This window comes from Bacillus sp. FSL L8-0152, assembly GCF_038006365.1.
GTDB lineage: Bacteria > Bacillota > Bacilli > Bacillales > Bacillaceae_G > Bacillus_A > Bacillus_A cereus.
Genome location: NZ_JBBOVB010000001.1, coordinates 3404442 through 3422976 on the forward strand (window position 1 = coordinate 3404442; position 18535 = coordinate 3422976).

Below are 18535 nucleotides of genomic sequence, written 5' to 3' on the forward strand. Positions count from 1 at the left end.
TTGGAGGTTTTTTCATGGTGAAATATATATCAATTTTAGGTTCAACAGGATCCATCGGCACATCTTCATTAGATGTCGTTTCAGCTCATCCTGAACATTTTAAAATCGTTGGTTTAACCGCAAATTATAATATCGATCTTCTTGAGCAACAAATCAAAACGTTTCAACCTCGTATTGTAAGCGTTGCGACAAAAGACTTAGCAGACAAGCTTCGTACGCGTATTTCAGCAAATACAAAAATTACACACGGGACTGATGGCTTAATTGCAGTAGCTACTCACCCTGATTCAAATCTTGTATTAAGCTCTGTTGTAGGTGTTTCAGGATTACTCCCAACAATTGAAGCATTAAAAGCGAAGAAAGATATCGCTATTGCTAATAAAGAAACTTTGGTTGCAGCTGGACATATCGTAACTGAACTAGCGAAACAAAACGGATGTCGCTTAATTCCAGTAGATAGTGAGCATTCAGCTATTTTCCAATGTTTAAACGGAGAAAATAATAAAGAGATTGAGAAGTTAATTGTAACAGCTTCCGGTGGTGCTTTTCGTGATAAAACACGTGAAGAAATGCAAACATTACAAGCTAAGGACGCTTTAAAACATCCAAACTGGTTAATGGGTGCAAAACTAACGATTGATTCTGCCACATTAATGAATAAAGGCTTTGAAGTAATGGAAGCGAGATGGCTATTTGATATTCCGTATGAAAAAATTGATGTAATGATTCATAAAGAAAGTATCATTCATTCTTTAGTAGAATTTATTGATGGATCAGTTATGGCACAGCTCGGTGCTCCTGATATGAGAATGCCGATTCAATATGCGTTTCACTATCCTGCTCGGCTACCTTCTTCCTATGAAAAATTAAATTTATTAGAAATCGGTAGTTTACATTTTGAAAAACCAGATTTAGAGAAGTTCCCTTGTCTACAATACGCATATGAATGTGGCAAAATCGGTGGTACTACTCCCGCTGTATTAAATGCAGCAAATGAAATTGCGAATGCACTATACTTAAAAAATGAAATTGCCTTTTTCGATATTGAAAAAACAATTTACAAAACAGTTGAAGCTCATCATAATGTAAAAGATCCTTCACTTGATGCTATATTGGAAGCGGATCAATGGGCGCGCCAATATGCAAATGAATTGTTAATAAAAAAGAGCTAAAACAGTTCCCACTGTTTTAGCTCTTTTTTTCATGTATTCAACTTAACAAATCTATAACCGTGTGTAACTAACACTTTTAATATCGCATATCCTGGAATGGCTAAAATAATGCCCATAATCCCGAATAAGTTTCCGGCAGTTAAAATAATAAATATGATTGTAATTGGGTGGATATCTAACTTCTTACCCATAACTTGCGGAGAAATAAATTTACCTTCTGCTAATTGTACAACCATCATTACAATAATTACCTTTAAAACCATCCCTGGCGAATCAATAAACGCAATAATTAACGCTGGTGTAATGGCGATAATTGGTCCTACGTACGGAACGATATTTACAATCATCGCTAAAATAGCGAGTAGTACTGCATATTTAATACCGATAATAAGGTAACCAATTAATAGCATAATACCGATAAACAAGCTAACTATAATTTGCCCCCTAATGTACGAACTAATCGCATAATGCATATCATCTAGTATTCTCATTGCTGCTGGTTGTCTTTGCTCTGAAATGAACTTTAAAAAGTGATTCGGTAATTGCTCACCATCTTTTAAAAGATAGAACAATATAAATGGAACCATTACAAATGTTAAAACAACCTCTGTAATAGTACTCAAAAATCCAGTTACATTACCAGTTACTGATGATAATGACTTTGTAAAATCAACTGTGTAGTCTTTTACAATATTCGCAACATCAATATTTAAATTCTCCTGAATTTTACCGAGTAAGTTACTTTCCCCAAATCTACGTGCTGCCCTTTCGATTTCATGACCAAAATATGGTAGATTATCTATCAATGCGTCAATTTGATCTTTGATAATAGGAATAACCGTTAAAACTAAAAACACAAATAATCCAATTACTATTAAGTATATTGAGGCTATCGATACGATTCTTGAAACACCTTTCTTTTCTAAAAGCGAAACGAATGGATGTAAAATATAGAATAGCACGCCCGCTAATAGTACTGGGAAGAAAATTGTTTTTAAAAATACGATAAACGGTGTAAAAACAAATGATATTTTTGTTAGCAATAAAATATTAATGAACAATAACGCAAATCCAAGTAATACCGCCAAATAATTTTGTTCTCTAAAAAACTTTCTTAACTTATCTCTTTTTCTTATATTTATTTTCTCCAATGAAACCACCTCTTCGAATGATGAAAAGCCCTTATTCAGGGCTCTTCATCATAATCTATATCTCTATTTCCTTGCAGCTTTCACTACAAATGATACAATAAGAATTAACACGATTGCACCTAATAATGCTGGCACGACATGAATCCCACCAAATGATGGCCCAAAGGATCCAAATAATCTACCACCTAACGAAGCACCTAATAAACCTGCGATAATATTTCCGAACATACCACCTGGGAAATTTTTACCCGTTATAGAACTAGCAATTGCACCTATAATAGCACCAACTATTAATGTGATAATCCATCCCATTTTTAGTCCTCCATTTCTATTATGGTGTATTTCTTTTTCATACTAAATTGTTATGTAACTATTATAATTATTATATCCAATAAAGAAAAATCTTGTCAAATCTATGAAAATACAGCCAACAAGGAGGTTCTTTCTCTATGATTCAAAAATTAATAACAACTTCTCACAAAAACGCTACTTCTATTTTAAGCATTCAAATACCAGCTTATGAAATTGAGGCAAAATATATAAATAGTACAGCTATCCCTCGCCTTTATGATACTGTAGCTGATATTCAATCCTGTGATGAAATTTTCTACGGCTATTTTTATGAAGATACACTTGCTGGGTTTATTTCTTTTAAAGTAGACGAAGAGGAAGTGGATATTCATCGTTTAGTAGTATCCCCTAATCATTTTCATAAAGGGATTGCAACAAAACTACTACTGTATGTATTTGACATGTTTTCCCCTTCCAAAACATATATTGTACAAACAGGGAAAGAAAACACCCCTGCTCTGTCTTTATATAAAAAACATGGCTTTATTGAAGTAAAGGATATCATATTACCCGATGGAGTGGTTTTAACCTCACTTAAAAAATCAGAAAACAATAAATAGTTTGACTCGTCAATTTATTTATGTTATCTTTTACTTTATAAAACCTTTTGCTGAGTCCAAATTTTGGAGCGGGGGAACCATTTTTGTAGCTATGCTACTTGGGGCGAATCTTTTTTAAGTAGGGAAACTCTCACTTCCCGAGTCCGACAGCTAACCTCGTAAGCGTAATGGGAGAGGAAGGTGCTTTTTGCCTATGTTACACATTTTGCCTCCTTAATTATAAATATGGGATCGATATCAAATAGTCACCTATATTTATAGAAAAGGAGAATGTATTATGTTACGTTTATCTGATCACGCAATAAAAATGATGGAGCAAAGACTACGAATTGAAAAACAACGCACATATCAAGCAAATAAAGTTGTAGATAACTTACATCACAAATACTTCTTTCAGCATATTTTTCAACCGAAAAGATAAAGAAAATGTTTATTTAATATTAAAAAACACAAGGTGTGTCTTACAAAGACATTCCTTGTGTTTTTTATATTCTTTATAAAATTCTCACTACATTTAAACTTGCTGTAATCGCACCTGCTATAGTAGTCACATGCCCTACACCTAACGGGCCATTTTGTAATATTAATGTTGAATTGGCACTCGTCACATTCACAAGAAGTGTATTTGAAATGGCTGGTTCGATTACTACAGTTGATGTCGTTACGTTTTGTATAAAACTCCCTGTTAGTTGCGTTCCATTTAATAGTAATCTAACAGATACTGTCTCATTTCCACCATTTGCATCCCCTTGGAAATAGTAGCTTACTAAATATATTCCTGGCGTCGCTACTGTGACTGTCGTAGCACTAGTTAAAGATACACCCGTTCCATATACAGTGGATCCAGAATTAATTGGAATGTTAGTATTTGCTGCAATTGTACTTGTTGATGTAGAAAAGAAATATCCGCCACCTGTCGATATAGCAGATGATCCTGTTGCTCCAGTTAAACCTGTTGGACCCGTGGCACCTGTTGGGCCTGTTACTCCCGTTCCCCCTGTTGCTCCTGTTATTCCTTGGATTCCTGTCGGTCCTGTTGCACCAGTCGCTCCTGTCGCTCCTGTTGCGCCGGTTGCTCCCGTCACACCTTGTGGGCCTTGAATTCCTTGGATTCCTTGTGGGCCTGTTATTCCAGTCACTCCGGTTGCTCCCGTCGGACCCGTTATCCCTTGCGAACCTTGGATTCCTTGGATTCCTTGTGGACCTGTTACTCCCGTAGAGCCGGTCGCTCCTGTTGGGCCTGTTACTCCTTGTGGACCTTGAATTCCTTGAGGACCTTGAGGGCCCGTTACTCCCGTCGGACCTGTTGCTCCAGTTGCACCGGTTGGACCCGTCGAGCCAGTTATACCTTGTATGCCTTGAGGTCCAGTCGGGCCTGTTGGACCAATCGGACCTTGAATTCCTTGCAGACCTTGAATTCCCTGTGGACCGGTTGGACCTTGTATCCCTTGTATTCCCTGAATCCCTTGCGGGCCTGTTGGACCTATTGGGCCAGGAATTCCTTGTATCCCTTGAATACCAGCTGGACCAGTCGGACCTCTTTCACCTTGAATTCCTTGAACACCTTGTATTCCCTGTGGCCCTCGTTCTCCCACAGGTCCTTGATTACCTTGAGAACCTTGTGGTCCAGTTAAACCCGTTGGGCCGGTTGGACCATTTTCTCCTTGCACCCCTTGCACTCCTTGTATTCCTTGTGGGCCGGTTGGACCGATTGGACCTTGTACGCCTTGTATTCCTTGCGGTCCAGTTGGTCCACCTAAAGCACCAGTTGGACCGGTTGGACCAGTGGGCCCCGTAATACCTGGCGGTGGAAAAGGAATAGGTGCTTGAAACTTGCTACACTTATCTTGATTCTTCACAAGCATCTCCCCCGTTATAACTAACGTATCAAACTATTTTTAATACATTTAAACTAGCTGTTATCACACCAGATAATGTCGTTACATGCCCGATAGCTAACGGACCATTTTGTAAAGACAAAGTTGCATTTGAAGAAGTAACTTCAATGACCATCGTATTCGAAACTGCTGGTTCTAATATAAAAGTACCTCCTGTAACATAAAAAATAAAACTCCCTGCGACTTGTGTTCCATTTAAAGTAAGCCTCACTGAAATTGTTTCATTTCCGGCAGTTGGATCGCCTTGAAAATAATAACTTACTAAATAAATTCCCGGCGTACTTAACGTTACAGTTGTTGCATTTGTTAAACTGACATCAGAACCAAAAACTGTAGATCCAGAATTAATTGGTATTAACGCATTCGCTGCAATTGTACTCGTTGAAGTAGAAAAGAAATAACCGCCCCCGCTAGGTAAGCCAGTCGCTCCTGTCGCTCCCGCTATTCCCAAGAAACCTATTGACCCTGCACTACCAGTTGCTCCTGTCGGTCCCACCACGCCATTTGGGCCCTGACTACCTTGTGCTCCAACTGGGCCTATACTACCACTAGCACCTGTCACCCCACTTGCTCCAATTGGGCCTTGCAACCCTTGAACTCCTTGTATACCTTGTATTCCTTGCGGACCCGTTGCTCCTGTATTGCCTGTCGTTCCCGTTATTCCTTGTATTCCCGTAATCCCTTGAACACCTTGCACACCTTGTAGTCCAGTTGCCCCAGTTGCTCCTGTGGCTCCAGTTTCGCCCGTTGCTCCTGTAATTCCAACATTTCCTTGTGGGCCTTGTGGGCCTTGACTACCTTGCGCTCCTTGGACTCCTTGTGAGCCTGTTATACCGACTTCCCCTGTATTTCCTTGGGGACCTCTAATTCCTTGTGCACCTGTTGGACCGATAATTCCTTGCACTCCTTGTATTCCTTGCACTCCTTGCGCTCCTGTTGGACCCGTTATTCCTTGTAATCCTTGAGGACCTTGCAAGCCAATAGCTCCAGTCGGTCCTATTATTCCTTGCACTCCTTGAGGACCTTGTGCACCTTGTGTGCCTGTCAATCCGGTAGTCCCTTGTATCCCTTGAACACCTTGAGGACCTTGTATTCCAGCTGCTCCTGTTTCTCCTTGTATCCCTTGAACTCCTTGTATACCTTGTGATCCAGCAGGACCGGTTGCTCCTCGGATTCCTTGTACACCTTGAGCTCCTTCCGCTCCTGTAACACCAGCTGGACCAGCTACGCCTTGTATTCCCACCATTCCTTGTGCACCTGTTGGACCTATTACACCTTGAATACCTTGAATACCTTGAATACCTTTAGGACCTTCTGCACCTGTTGGACCCATTACTCCCAGCGGACCTTGTATTCCTTGAGAACCTTCTGCACCCGTTGGACCGGTTATACCTTGGTTACCTTGAGGACCTTGTGCCCCTTGTACTCCAACTGCTCCAACTACACCTTGGGAACCTTGTGCTCCTCTTACACCTTGAGGACCTGTTGGACCTGTTATACCTTGCACTCCTTGCGCTCCAATTGGTCCTCTCCCTCCGCTTACACCTGTTGAACCAGTCGCACCCGTCGGACCTGTTGGACCTCCTGGTGGACCGGGTGGGCCAGCTGGTCCAGTCACCCCACTAGATGGACCAATTGGACCTGTTGTTCCCGTCGGACCGCCCGGTGGTCCTTCTGAGCCTTGAATACCAACGCTACCCGTCGCTCCCGTTATACCTCTTATTCCTTTTATCCCTTGAAAACCTGTTGCTCCCGTTATACCTTGTATTCCTTGCACACCTTGTGGTCCTTGTAAACCTATTGCACCTGTTATCCCCTTTATTCCACTTATACCTTGGGCACCTTGCATTCCAGTAGAACCAGTTGGACCCACTTCACCTTGTATTCCTTGTGCTCCTTGCGGGCCTTCCTCCCCAGTAATTCCTTGTATCCCTTGGAAGCCGTCTTCTCCTTGTATACCAGTAGCCCCTTGCTCTCCTTGTATTCCTTGAACACCTTGAGGACCTTGTGGACCAGTTACACCCGAGACTCCAGTTATGCCTCTCTCTCCCTGCATTCCTTGTGCTCCCGTTTGTCCTCGCTCACCTATTTCCCCTTGTATTCCTTGTGTGCCTTGTATACCTTGACTACCAGCAGGGCCTGTAATTCCTTGTATTCCTTGCATACCTTGTAATCCAATATCGCCAACAGAACCTTGCTCTCCAATTAATCCTTGAGGACCTTGTAAGCCGACCGGACCAGTAATTCCTTGCTCTCCAGTATCACCAACGGGACCTTGTATCCCTTGAGCTCCTGTTGTCCCTCGGGGACCTTGTATCCCCCTGATACCTTGAGGACCTTGGGGCCCAGTTGCTCCCGTCGATCCAGTCACCCCTGTAGGACCAACAGGACCTTCATGCCCTCCAGTTGGACCGATTGGACCACTATTACCTGTCGGACCCGTTGCTCCTATAAGCGGAAGAGGCAGTGCCACTCCAAATTTTTTGCACTTTCTATGATGACGCACAACAATCCCCCTTCCCCAAAATAATTACACCTTTTATATGAAATGCATTTTTATAAGAAAAGTACACCTTTGACCTCATTTTTTTAAAATAAAGAAGCCTATCATTTCATCTATTTGAAATGATAGGCTTCTTTTTATAAAACAATTTACTTCCTCGCCTTAATAATAAAAGTAGTTGGCACCATCCTAGCTTTATATAAAGAATAATATTTCGTAGACGGCTCAGCTAGTTCTCCATCAAGCGAGCTCGATGGTTCAGGCTCTTCTATTCTCTCAATTTTAAATCCCGATCTATTTAACTCATTTATGTATGTACTTATTTTTCTCTTATATAATGTCGCTTGTACATTTTCTCCTTTAAATGTTTCAAACGTAATGGGCGTTTTCTCATGATAAGAAGACTTTATAGCAACTTTTTCCGTACCATACTGTAAGTTTGAATATACTGGGTGCTCCCAACTAAAAATAAAACTTCCCCCTGGCTTTACATATGAATAAATCAGTTCCAACGTTTTTCTTAAATCTGAAGTCCAACCTAATGCATAAATGGAATATACAATATCAAAATACCCTTTCGGAATATCTCCTTCTTCTTCCATTGCTCCGCATACTAACTTTGGATTCCAATCCTTTAACGTCTTATTCGCTATTGCAATTTGTGCACTTGAAAGATCAAGTCCCCACAATTCCTTTGCCCCTTGTTCCGCCATATACTGCAACGAATGTCCACTTCCACACCCAATATCAAGTACCTTTTTATCTTTAATTGAATCGAACAAATGGATCTCATCTTCAGATGCCGTATACGGTCCGTATTTCGGTAAACAATCCACTTGAAAGAAATAAGGTGCAACTGTATCCCAACACTTTTTATTTGTAGCTAGCATTTGTGTGCCTTTCATATTATTCATTCCCCCCATCCATTTTTCTTTCTCTAATATTAATTACATATCATAACCAGATCGCCCTTTTCTCTTCGCCCGGTAGTTTTTCACTTTTGCAATCGTACCGCATGCTCTTCCTCCTTCTTCTCCAGCATACATACCGCACCATCTTTTACTTCCATTTCGCGAATAATCATAAAATACCCAGCGACAATCTGGACATGCTTTTAACCTTCCCCACACATTTTCTTGAATTGACATTAACACAATGCTTAACATTTTTGTATACACATTCTCTTCATATACTGGTTCATATGTAATACCTTTCATATCATCCTTTATATGTACATGAAATGGGTATTTCTCTAACCATTTTTGCAATGATCCTTCGCCTTCAATTGTCATCCGAATATCTTCTCGAAAACCTCTTAATTCCTCTATCGTATGAAATGGAAACTCTTCATCAAAATATTCTTTCATAAAGAGCTTTATATCTTCTTTTGTTTGCAGCAAATCAATTGGCTCTCTCGTATCGTTTGGTATTCTCCATGTATTTAAAAATTCCCGAATATATTCTAGTTCATTTGGAGCGTTTTGATTCAATTCGATCCACCTTCTTCTTAAAATTTACTTTTTTCTGACTTTATGTATAATTATAGTATAAAATAGTTAACCATCAAATAATTTTACTGGTTACATAATTAGGGGGATTTCTATGAAAAGTTTCTCAACACCGATACGTTTCATGCGTATTTCTTCATTTTTTATGTCTTTTGGATATTTTGCAGTATACGCATTTTTAGCTATTTATCTATTAACCTTTCTTCATTTTTCTGCTGTCCAAGTAGGAACAGTGTTGACGGTTATGACAATTACATCACGAGTTATCCCATTATTCTCAGGGTTAATTGCTGACAAAATAGGCTATATCATTATGATGATAGCTGGTTTATTTTTGAGAGGAATCGGATTTATCGCTTTAGGAATATGCTCTGATTTCTATACAATTTCTATTTCTTCTGCACTTATTGGCTTCGGAACTGCATTTTACGAACCTGCCGCTCGGGCTATATTTGGCTCACAGCCAGCTCATTTGAGAAAAAATTTATTTACATATTTAAACCTTAGCTTTAATTGCGGTGCAATAATCGGACCAATTGCAGGAGGGTTCTTACTCTTACTCGATCCACTCTACGCTTTCTCTCTAACAGGATCTCTTATGCTGTTATTTGCTTTTATCTTTTACTTACTTAAAAATCACTTCCAAGTCACTACTGAAAACACGTCTATTACATTAGGAATACAGGCCATCTTACAAAACAAGTCTTTCCTTCTGTTTTCCTTTATCATGATTTTCTTCTATATTATGTTTACTCAGCTTACTGTCGCACTTCCACTTCATATGAAAAACATTAGTAATAGCAATCAACTTGCTACACTCGTTATTACGATAAATGCGATAACAGGCGTCATATTTATGGTATTATTCCGAAAATTATTCCACAAATACAACACACTTTCGATTATTAAATACGGTGTTTTATTAATGAGTATTTCCTTTTTACTCATTCCTTTATTTCAACACCCATATTGGCTCTTTATTTGTGTAATTTTATTTACAATCGGTGAAACACTCGTATTACCTAACGCTGATATCGCTATTGCAAATTACAGTAATGAATCATATACAGCCACTTTCTTCGGATTTTATCAACTATCACTCGCATTTGGTTTTATCATTGGTAATTATACCGGTACATCTTTTACATCCAACTTAAGCGGAATGTATACACCATGGCTTATTTTTGGCGGAATAGGGCTTACTGGTTTTATTTCACTACATATTTTGAATATAAAAAAAGTGGCCTCTAAAGAGGATAGATATATACCTATGTAATACAAGCGTCCTATAATAAAAAAAATCGACCATCATATGTGACAGTCGATTTTTTTATTCTTCATATTCAAGATGATTATGCCTTTTACAACCAAACAAATAGCACCCACCTATAAAATCCGTTTCAAATTCTAACCCTGGAACATATCCTGATTTAATACGCTCTATCATTGTTTTATAATCATTATTCGCTTCTGTATATTCCTCAATTAACTCTTTCTTATCTTTCTCTGTCCAGTTGTCTTCTACTTCTTCATTCTCGACATCTTTTATTTCTGCTGTTTTCGCTTCGATAGATTCCCGTATCACTTCATTTATACGCGAGAAATGATTCACTTTATATAGAGCATAAACAAATCTACTAATCCAATTAGGACTTTTCCAGCATTTTTTGTATCCCTTTTCGAACCATTCAATTGCTTCTTTATAGCAATTCAACTCAACATATAAATCTGCTACATGAATTTCCCCTAAAAAATTATCAGACTCCCTGTTAAAAGTATCTAACTTCTCTTTTGCTTCTGTCGTTCGTTCTAAATCAATTAAACATTTTACATAGCTATACATGATATAGTCCGAATCCCCTGCAACTCGCAAGAAAAATTCTGAAGCTTTTTCCAGCTCTCCAAGGTTATAATGCGCTACAGCTACATTATGATATGCTTCATCTGATGGTTGAATCGAAATAGACTTTTGTAATGCTTCTTTCGCTTCTGTCCATTTTTCTTGTTTCATGTAAATGTCCCCTAAGATGTTATAAGGAAAGTATGAAGATGGATTCAACTTAACAACTTCTCTTATTAATTCAAGAGCTTTATCATCATTCTCTTCCTCATAAAAATACATCCAGGCAAGATTATTGAGAGATTGTACGTCTCTAGATTCATGTACTGCTTGTTGAAACAGTTCCATTGCTTCCTCATATTTATTTTGTTCAAACATTTCAATTGCCTTCTCATTAATGTTCAAATAACTACCTCCGAAGTAAATGAATTCATCTATTCCCTATCATTATAGTAAAATGTAAAAATTATAATTTCTTTTTCTCGTCTACATTTCGATTGAAATAGAAGCTAAAACACACGAATTTACAACAATAAGTAAATTTTTCAGTCTCTCTTACATTGGATATACAGCCTTTTTTAATTTACATATTATGGTACAATAAAAAGAGTACTAGCTAAACATTTACGCTCCACACTAGCAGTCTAACAATGCCAAAATCAAAAATCACATAGAATCGGAGGGGATGTTATGAAAAGGAAATTACTTGTTCTTCTATTCACCGGAATCATACTATCAGGATGTTCAACTATAGCAGAGAATTCTTTAGAAAGCGGGAAAGGCAGTATGGAATTATTAACACCAACGATCACAGCAAAAGATAATGAGTTAGAAATTAAGACCGAGGGAATTGATGAAAATAAAGTAACTTTTATTTATGTTGCTAATAAAAAAGTGTTAGAACAAAAGCTAAAGAATGGTGAATCCTACAAGCTTAACATTAAAGATATCGAACACGCTCATCGGACAGACTACAAACCAAAAGTTCAACTTTTGCAAACGAAAGATGATAATGATGATGGAGAAATAGTAACCTTCAAACAAGTTAGATATACAGTTAAAAACTAATTTTAAAGTTGTTTCATTATAAATGTAACGAACGAAAATATACTTTTAACAGTAGATAAATGTAAGGGGTGCTAACATGAAAAAACGATGGATTTCTTGGTGGATTGGTAACCTATTTTGGATTATCGTTTTTGGAATATGGGCAGCTATTATTTGGCTACGAGATGTTGATGGGGCCGGTGTTACTCAAACACCCGAAATTAAATCAATATCACTTATCGTTTTATTAATCACGTTTATCATACCAGTATTTTTTCAAATTATATGGCTAATCATTAATTTGAGAATGAGTAAAAAAAATAATTATACGATTTAGCTTTTTGAATTAATAGATGAATATTTTTCATAAAAAAAGAGAGGAATCTACATCAAAATAGATTCCTCCCTTTTACATTTGGACTTATACTGCGCTTTTAATGCAGCACTACTCCTCTTTTTTACGATGCATGTTCATCTTTCTTTTTCATTAACGCTCTTTTCTTCATCGCCTTCGTTAAATATCCACCCTTAAACGAGCGAATTTCATACGAAGACATAAACGCTTTCGGTGCAATTTCATTAATGATTTCTAAAAGCTCTTTCTCCCTAGAACGCTTTGCGACGATATCTAAGCGATAACGTATAGAATTAATACCTTCGCCCTCAAATACTGTAACGCCAAATCCAGAGTGACGTAATTCATCTACTAATTCATTACAACGGTCTAGTAAACTAACTTGATACGTAATATAACCAATTGCTAATTTATTCTCTATATAACCGCCTAATAACAGTCCCGCACTAAAGCCAATGACATAGGCAACGATGTTCATCCAATTTGATAAATCTTGAAACACAATACCTAAACTGACAATGTAAATAGCTCCTTCTAACAATCCAACACCAGCAGCGGATCTTGTTTGATTCTTTACAAGCAAAATCGTACGGATTGTTAATATTGGAACGTAAATAATTTGAAGCACAAAAATAAGTAGCGCTTGTAACATTGGTATCCACCTCTTTCAAAAAGTCTTTTGTCATAATAACATACATAACCTTTAGAAATCGATGGGTTTTTTAAAATTTTTTTATTATTTTTCATACTATTGAAAAACACAAAAAAGAAGCGTATTATATTTGTCGTTAATTTGATTACTTGTATCATATCGCTAAACTAAAAAAGGAACCTGATTAGGTCCCTTTCATCATAGCTCTATATTTTTCGAAGCATGTTCTCTTTGCTTCTCTTCTTCTTTCACTAACTGCATATTTGCATACGCTAAATTTGCAATCATTAAAAAGTGACCACCTAAAATACCTGTACCGAATGCCCACATTTCCATTTCATGCTCAATTTCATACATGATGATAGCTCCTAAAATAGCAGCTGCAAATCGGTTTAAAACTCCTAATCCAGGAGCCTTTTCCTTCATTACGATACTTTTTCCGAGTTTCTCCACTCTGCGAGCTAATAACCAAAGACAATAGGCGCTTACTGCTAATCCAATACCGAACCCTGTCACTTGTTTTCCAAACGGAGTAATCGTCCACATAAGTAGTAAACCACTAAAGATCACATACAATTGTAATCGATATACACGTAAGGCTTCTTGAATCAAAATATCCGCTCCTAAGTTCTCATTTTTTGTACTTTAGAAGAAAAGCAGCAACTTACACAGTTGCTGCTTTCTCTTCTTCTTGTTCTTGTTCCATCTTACGAATTTCAACACGTTTAATTTGGTAAGCGTCTTTTTCTAACACTTTAAATTCATAACCTTCCGCCTCAACGTGTTGTCCTTCTTCGATTTCATGATTTTGCATCATAATCCATCCACCAATTGTATCCACATCATCTTCTTCGATGTGTAATCCAAATAAATCTTTCACTTCTGAGATAAGCACTTTTCCATCAACAATAATATGTTGCTCGTTCACATGTTGAATTGGTGGTGCTTCATCTTCATCATATTCGTCACGAATTTCGCCGACGATTTCCTCCAAGATATCTTCAAGCGTTACAATTCCAGCTGTTCCTCCGTACTCATCATATAAAACAGCCATCGGAATTCGCTTCTTCTGCATTTGAAGTAATAAATCGTGAATTGGAGTCGTTTCCATCACTTCAATAATCGGACGCATATACGAGCGAATAGATGATAAATCTTTTTGATCCTCGGTCATATATCGAATAAAGAAATCTTTTACGTTGACCATACCGATAATATCATCTTTATCTTCTCCAAAAATCGGATAACGTGTGTATCGCTCATTTTGGATTACTTTCATGTGTTCTTCTACTGAATCTTCCAGGTAGAAACCAACGATTTCTGTTCGCGGTACCATAATCTCTTTTGCAATGCGATTATCAAATTCAAAAATGTTATTTACATACTTGTATTCAGCTTGATTAATTTCGCCACTTTCATAGCTATCTGAAAGGATAAGACGTAATTCTTCTTCTGTATGAGCTACTTCATGTTCTGAAGCTGGCTTTAAACCGAATAAACCAGTTATCACACGAGCTGAACCGTTCAATACCCAAATAAATGGATACATTACTTTATAGAACATCATTAATGGACCTGCCAATAATAACGTTACCCTTTCAGCCTTTTGAATTGCCATCGTTTTTGGAGCTAATTCCCCTACTACAACGTGTAAATACGTCATAATCATAAAAGCAAGACCAAATGTTAGTACTGATGAAATAGAAGGATTTAAGTTCCATTTCTCAAATAACGGGTGTAATAACTTTTCAATTGTCGGTTCACCTAACCAACCTAATCCCATAGCTGTAACTGTAATACCTAATTGACAAGCAGATAAATATTCATCTAAATTTGTTGTTACCTTTTTCGCTGCTAAAGCACCGCGTTTTCCTTCCGCAACAAGCTGATCGATACGGCTTGAACGTATCTTTACAATCGCAAACTCTGCTGCTACGAAAAATCCAGTAAATGCGATTAAAATCGCAACCATGACTAAATTAAATATTTCCAATGAATCCCCTTAGTTAAAAAACTAAGGTGTCCACCTCCTGTATACTATAATGTTTTCTTATTTGTTTGTTAGAAAACATAGCCCGATACAAAAATTAAAGAGGTCGGATTTCACTTATTCTATAATAATAGAGCAAGTGTCTGTATTAAAGCTGTCGTTTGACCAGATAAAGATTTCGATATTTTTTCACGTTGTGAATCAGTCAATCCATCTAAAAGCGGCTTTAACTCAGTAAGCTCCACTTCTAATTGATGAATATGGTCTGTCACTTCATTCACTTGTTTCGAAACGTGTTCATTGATACCGAGCAGCTTCTTCTTCTCCTCGATTTTCTCTTTAATCTCACAAAGCGGCATATGCATTTCTTTGCACTTCTCAATAAATTGTAATGTCTCAAATGCTGTTTCGTCGTAATAGCGATAATTAGATTGAGATCGCTCCGCTTTTAAGATACCTAGATTCGTATAATAATCAATCGTTCGTTTCGACACGTGAGCCATGAGAGCCAACTGTCCGATTCGATACACCTTCCCAACGATCTTCCCCCCTTGTTTATATTACTTACATCATACAACACATAAACTGTACAGTCAAACGTGACGGTTTATTATTCACAATTTATACAAAATTCCAATCTCCTCCTATGATGATTCAATACGAGTAATCTACACTTATACAATAAAATTACTAAACTACTACCTAATCACTACATTGTCTGCCACTTTTAACCTTTCTTATTTAAAAGCATATCCTACTAATAATGATTGCTTGTATAGGAGGGAATTAATATGAAAAAGACAATCATTTCTCATTTTTATAATGAAGAATACCTACTTCCATGGTGGCTTATGCATCACACGAAAATATTCGATCACGGCATTTTAATTAATAGAGGGTCTACAGATCGTTCCGTAGAGATTTGTAAACTATTAGCACCCCACTGGGAAGTACGAAATTCAAGATTTCTTGAGTTTGATCCAACTAATACTGATATTGAAGTGATGGAAATTGAAAGAGAAGTTTCAGGTTGGAAAATCGTTTTAAATACTACTGAATTCTTTTGTTGTAATAATACTGAAGAATTTTTTTCATCCCTTCATACACTAGGCCAAAACATGTATGCGATTAGAATGATTTTAATGATAGATAATCATAATTATAATTATTCAAAGCCTAGATATTCTATCCCCTTAGTAGAACAGCGATACCACGGTGTCTTCCCTTATAACCCAAATCTCGGATGTGCTTGGAGATTTATTCACAATCATCTAGACGGTGCATATTTACCTGGTAGACATCATTCGCGGCACGGATATATAATTTATGACTATCCTTCATTTATTTTAAAATTTTATTTTAGCCCTTGGAATGAACAATCAAAGGCAAGAAAATTACAAATTACACCTACCCTTTCAAAAAGGGGTGTTCAAATGGGACTTCAAACACATTACGGTCAATCTCCTGAAGTACTGGACATACGTTTTTTAGAGCTTAGTAACCTAACACAAGACCTCCGTCATAACCCTGAATATCAAGAATTATTTCCAAAATTCAAACCGTAATATTTTCTGCATCGTCATCACCTCAAACATTTTCATTCACTTAATCAAAAACAATCTCATTTGCATAAAACATGAATACTGTATAAATAATAAATTTTTATTTTAGGAGGAAAAAATGAAAGCTGTTATTCTTGCTGGTGGGTACGGTACAAGAATTGGGGAAGAAACACATTTAAAACCGAAACCTATGATTGAAATTGGAACAAAGCCCATTCTATGGCACATTATGAGTTTGTATAGTCATTACGGGATTACTGAGTTTATTATTTGCTTAGGCTATAAAGGATATGCAATTAAAGAGTTCTTTCTAAATTACAACTTACACATGTCTGATTTCACAATACAGTTAAACGATAATACAATTACTAGCCATTCTCATCGTGTAGAACCATGGAAAGTTACACTAATCGATACTGGTGTAAATACCGAAACGGGTGGCCGAGTGAAAAAGATTCAAAATTATGTCGGAGACGAACCTTTCTGCCTCACTTATGGTGATGGATTAAGTAATGTAAATATAAAAGAACTTATTACATTCCATAAAAAACATGGAAAAATGGCTACTGTTACTGCCGTACAACCTCCTGGTAGATTTGGTTCTCTCATATTAGATAAACAGTCTGTAACATCTTTTCAAGAAAAACCATTAGGTGATGGCGGATGGGTTAACGGTGGATTTTTCGTTTTAAATCCTGAAGTTTTCAATTACATTAGTGGAGATAAGTCTGTTTTTGAAACAGACACTTTAGTTCAGTTAGTAAACAAAAATGAATTGGCCGCATATCAACATTCTGGTTTTTGGCATCCGATGGATACATTGCGCGATAAAAATAAATTAGTCGAGCTATGGGAAAGTAATAACGCTCCGTGGAAGGTTTGGTAATATGGCTTCATCATCTTTTTGGAATAAGAAAAAAGTATTTATTACAGGACATACTGGATTTAAAGGCTCCTGGCTCACCCTTTTCTTAAGTTCTTTAGGTGCAGAAGTAGTAGGCTTTTCTTCTCATCCCCCATCCATTCCTAACATTTTTGAGCAAGGTAACGTAGCAAAAGAGTGCACGACAATGAAAGGCGATATTACAGATTACCATTCTTTATTTCATGCCATGAAGCAGCATAAACCTGACATAATATTTCATTTAGCAGCTCAGCCAATCGTAACCGCTTCATACAAAAATCCTATCGATACATTCAAAACGAATGTTTTAGGTACTGTCCACGTGCTAGAAGCAGCAAAGTCCGTCGAAAGCGTACGTGCCATTATTAATGTGACAAGCGATAAATGTTATGAGAATGACGGTAGTGGCGACCGAGCGTTCGTGGAAAATGACCGACTAGGAGGTTTCGATCCTTATAGCGCTAGTAAAGCTTGCGCTGAAATAGCGGCAACATCCTATCAAAAATCATTCTTCCGCACTAATACCCAGAAACTCGCCTCAGTCAGAGCTGGTAACGTCATCGGCGGTGGTGATTGGGCAGAAGACCGATTATTCCCTGATATCATTCGGGCATATTTGCACAATCATACTTTGTGTATTCGAAACAAATATGCCGTCCGTCCGTGGCAACATGTTTTAGATCCTCTACATGGCTATATCCTTTTAGCTGAGAAACTTTGGAATGATGCTAAATATGCAGAAGCGTGGAATTTCGGCCCAATGAATGAACCTAACAGAACCGTTCATGATGTCATTAAATCTGTAATAAAATTATGGAATAACCCACTAACAATCATTTCCTCCTCTACAAATACTCCTTATGAATCACCTGTTTTAACACTCGATAGTACAAAAGCAGTAAACAAACTCGGCTGGACTCCTAAGTTATCAACAGATGATGCTATCGCTTGGACTGTTGATTGGTACAAAAAATATGCATCTGGTGAAAATATAGAATCTTTCACACGACAACAAATCGATGCATTCAAAAATTTATAAGGA

Annotated in this window: 19 protein-coding genes, 1 pseudogene and 1 riboswitch; of the genes and pseudogenes, 9 read left to right on the forward strand and 11 right to left on the reverse strand. The window is 37.3% G+C overall.

Annotated features, from left to right (window positions below):
• Nucleotides 1–14 precede the first annotated feature (14 nt).
• The gene (locus MHH27_RS17035; RefSeq protein ID WP_098562547.1) at nucleotides 15–1172 is read left to right on the forward strand and encodes a 1-deoxy-D-xylulose-5-phosphate reductoisomerase; all 1158 of its coding nucleotides are present in this window, start codon (nucleotides 15–17) and stop codon (nucleotides 1170–1172) included.
• Nucleotides 1173–1201: 29 nt separating this feature from the next.
• Here MHH27_RS17035 and MHH27_RS17040 read toward each other — a convergent pair whose 3' ends face one another.
• A complete protein-coding gene (locus tag MHH27_RS17040) occupies nucleotides 1202–2323 on the reverse strand; it encodes an AI-2E family transporter (RefSeq protein WP_000411478.1) in 1122 nt (373 codons plus the stop codon).
• Nucleotides 2324–2386: 63 nt separating this feature from the next.
• Nucleotides 2387–2635: a GlsB/YeaQ/YmgE family stress response membrane protein gene (locus MHH27_RS17045; protein ID WP_000539733.1), complete on the reverse strand. Its 249-nt coding sequence runs from the start codon at nucleotides 2633–2635 to the stop codon at nucleotides 2387–2389.
• Between the two features lie 137 nt (nucleotides 2636–2772).
• On the opposite strand from MHH27_RS17045, the gene MHH27_RS17050 reads away from it, so the two are divergent.
• Complete coding sequence (locus MHH27_RS17050; RefSeq protein WP_072939134.1) at nucleotides 2773–3234, forward strand: GNAT family N-acetyltransferase; 462 nt, start codon at nucleotides 2773–2775, stop codon at nucleotides 3232–3234.
• A 38-nt stretch (nucleotides 3235–3272) separates the two neighbouring features.
• Nucleotides 3273–3415: riboswitch (cyclic di-AMP (ydaO/yuaA leader) on the forward strand.
• 96 nt (nucleotides 3416–3511) lie between these two features.
• The gene (locus tag MHH27_RS17055; protein ID WP_000945243.1) at nucleotides 3512–3655 is read left to right on the forward strand and encodes a hypothetical protein; all 144 of its coding nucleotides are present in this window, start codon (nucleotides 3512–3514) and stop codon (nucleotides 3653–3655) included.
• A 73-nt stretch (nucleotides 3656–3728) separates the two neighbouring features.
• Here MHH27_RS17055 and MHH27_RS17060 read toward each other — a convergent pair.
• From MHH27_RS17060 to MHH27_RS17075, 4 genes and pseudogenes are all read right to left on the reverse strand, one after another.
• A pseudogene (locus MHH27_RS17060) lies at nucleotides 3729–5042 on the reverse strand (collagen-like protein); the annotation flags it as partial.
• A 79-nt stretch (nucleotides 5043–5121) separates the two neighbouring features.
• Nucleotides 5122–7638, reverse strand: coding sequence for a collagen-like protein (locus MHH27_RS17065; protein WP_340943464.1), 2517 nt, complete (start codon nucleotides 7636–7638; stop codon nucleotides 5122–5124).
• Between the two features lie 146 nt (nucleotides 7639–7784).
• Nucleotides 7785–8540, reverse strand: a complete 756-nt coding sequence (locus MHH27_RS17070) for a class I SAM-dependent methyltransferase (RefSeq protein ID WP_340943467.1) — start codon at nucleotides 8538–8540, stop codon at nucleotides 7785–7787.
• Nucleotides 8541–8582: 42 nt separating this feature from the next.
• On the reverse strand, nucleotides 8583–9125 hold the full coding sequence (locus MHH27_RS17075) for a CGNR zinc finger domain-containing protein (protein WP_001072944.1): 543 nt from the start codon (nucleotides 9123–9125) through the stop codon (nucleotides 8583–8585).
• 112 nt (nucleotides 9126–9237) lie between these two features.
• On the opposite strand from MHH27_RS17075, the gene MHH27_RS17080 reads away from it, so the two are divergent.
• Nucleotides 9238–10419 (forward strand): MDR family MFS transporter, encoded by a 1182-nt coding sequence (locus tag MHH27_RS17080; RefSeq protein WP_340943469.1) that lies wholly within the window; start codon nucleotides 9238–9240, stop codon nucleotides 10417–10419.
• A gap of 54 nt (nucleotides 10420–10473) precedes the next feature.
• Here the strand turns inward: MHH27_RS17080 and MHH27_RS17085 are convergent, their stop codons facing one another.
• Entirely contained in the window at nucleotides 10474–11388 is a 915-nt protein-coding gene (locus MHH27_RS17085) for a tetratricopeptide repeat protein (protein ID WP_016122885.1), read from the reverse strand.
• A 285-nt stretch (nucleotides 11389–11673) separates the two neighbouring features.
• On the opposite strand from MHH27_RS17085, the gene MHH27_RS17090 reads away from it, so the two are divergent.
• Together MHH27_RS17090 and MHH27_RS17095 are read left to right on the forward strand one after the other, a co-directional pair.
• A complete protein-coding gene (locus MHH27_RS17090) occupies nucleotides 11674–12051 on the forward strand; it encodes a hypothetical protein (protein ID WP_000823781.1) in 378 nt (125 codons plus the stop codon).
• A gap of 76 nt (nucleotides 12052–12127) precedes the next feature.
• Nucleotides 12128–12367 (forward strand): DUF3923 family protein, encoded by a 240-nt coding sequence (locus MHH27_RS17095; RefSeq protein ID WP_340943473.1) that lies wholly within the window; start codon nucleotides 12128–12130, stop codon nucleotides 12365–12367.
• A gap of 121 nt (nucleotides 12368–12488) precedes the next feature.
• Here MHH27_RS17095 and MHH27_RS17100 read toward each other — a convergent pair whose 3' ends face one another.
• The 4 genes from MHH27_RS17100 to MHH27_RS17115 form a co-directional block, all read right to left on the reverse strand.
• Nucleotides 12489–13037, reverse strand: coding sequence for a DUF2179 domain-containing protein (locus MHH27_RS17100; RefSeq protein ID WP_000938438.1), 549 nt, complete (start codon nucleotides 13035–13037; stop codon nucleotides 12489–12491).
• A 198-nt stretch (nucleotides 13038–13235) separates the two neighbouring features.
• The gene (locus MHH27_RS17105) at nucleotides 13236–13649 is read right to left on the reverse strand and encodes an ATP synthase subunit I (RefSeq protein ID WP_000613876.1); all 414 of its coding nucleotides are present in this window, start codon (nucleotides 13647–13649) and stop codon (nucleotides 13236–13238) included.
• A gap of 52 nt (nucleotides 13650–13701) precedes the next feature.
• Nucleotides 13702–15030, reverse strand: coding sequence for a hemolysin family protein (locus MHH27_RS17110; protein ID WP_000402258.1), 1329 nt, complete (start codon nucleotides 15028–15030; stop codon nucleotides 13702–13704).
• A gap of 119 nt (nucleotides 15031–15149) precedes the next feature.
• The gene (locus tag MHH27_RS17115; protein ID WP_000285635.1) at nucleotides 15150–15557 is read right to left on the reverse strand and encodes a MerR family transcriptional regulator; all 408 of its coding nucleotides are present in this window, start codon (nucleotides 15555–15557) and stop codon (nucleotides 15150–15152) included.
• Nucleotides 15558–15818: 261 nt separating this feature from the next.
• On the opposite strand from MHH27_RS17115, the gene MHH27_RS17120 reads away from it, so the two are divergent.
• The 3 genes from MHH27_RS17120 (at nucleotide 15819) to rfbG (ending at nucleotide 18532) form a co-directional block, all read left to right on the forward strand.
• Nucleotides 15819–16592, forward strand: a complete 774-nt coding sequence (locus tag MHH27_RS17120; RefSeq protein ID WP_000750973.1) for a glycosyltransferase family 2 protein — start codon at nucleotides 15819–15821, stop codon at nucleotides 16590–16592.
• Between the two features lie 115 nt (nucleotides 16593–16707).
• A complete protein-coding gene (gene rfbF / locus MHH27_RS17125; RefSeq protein WP_000648807.1) occupies nucleotides 16708–17475 on the forward strand; it encodes a glucose-1-phosphate cytidylyltransferase in 768 nt (255 codons plus the stop codon).
• Nucleotide 17476: 1 nt separating this feature from the next.
• Nucleotides 17477–18532 (forward strand): CDP-glucose 4,6-dehydratase, encoded by a 1056-nt coding sequence (gene rfbG / locus MHH27_RS17130; protein ID WP_000168655.1) that lies wholly within the window; start codon nucleotides 17477–17479, stop codon nucleotides 18530–18532.
• Nucleotides 18533–18535 lie beyond the last annotated feature (3 nt).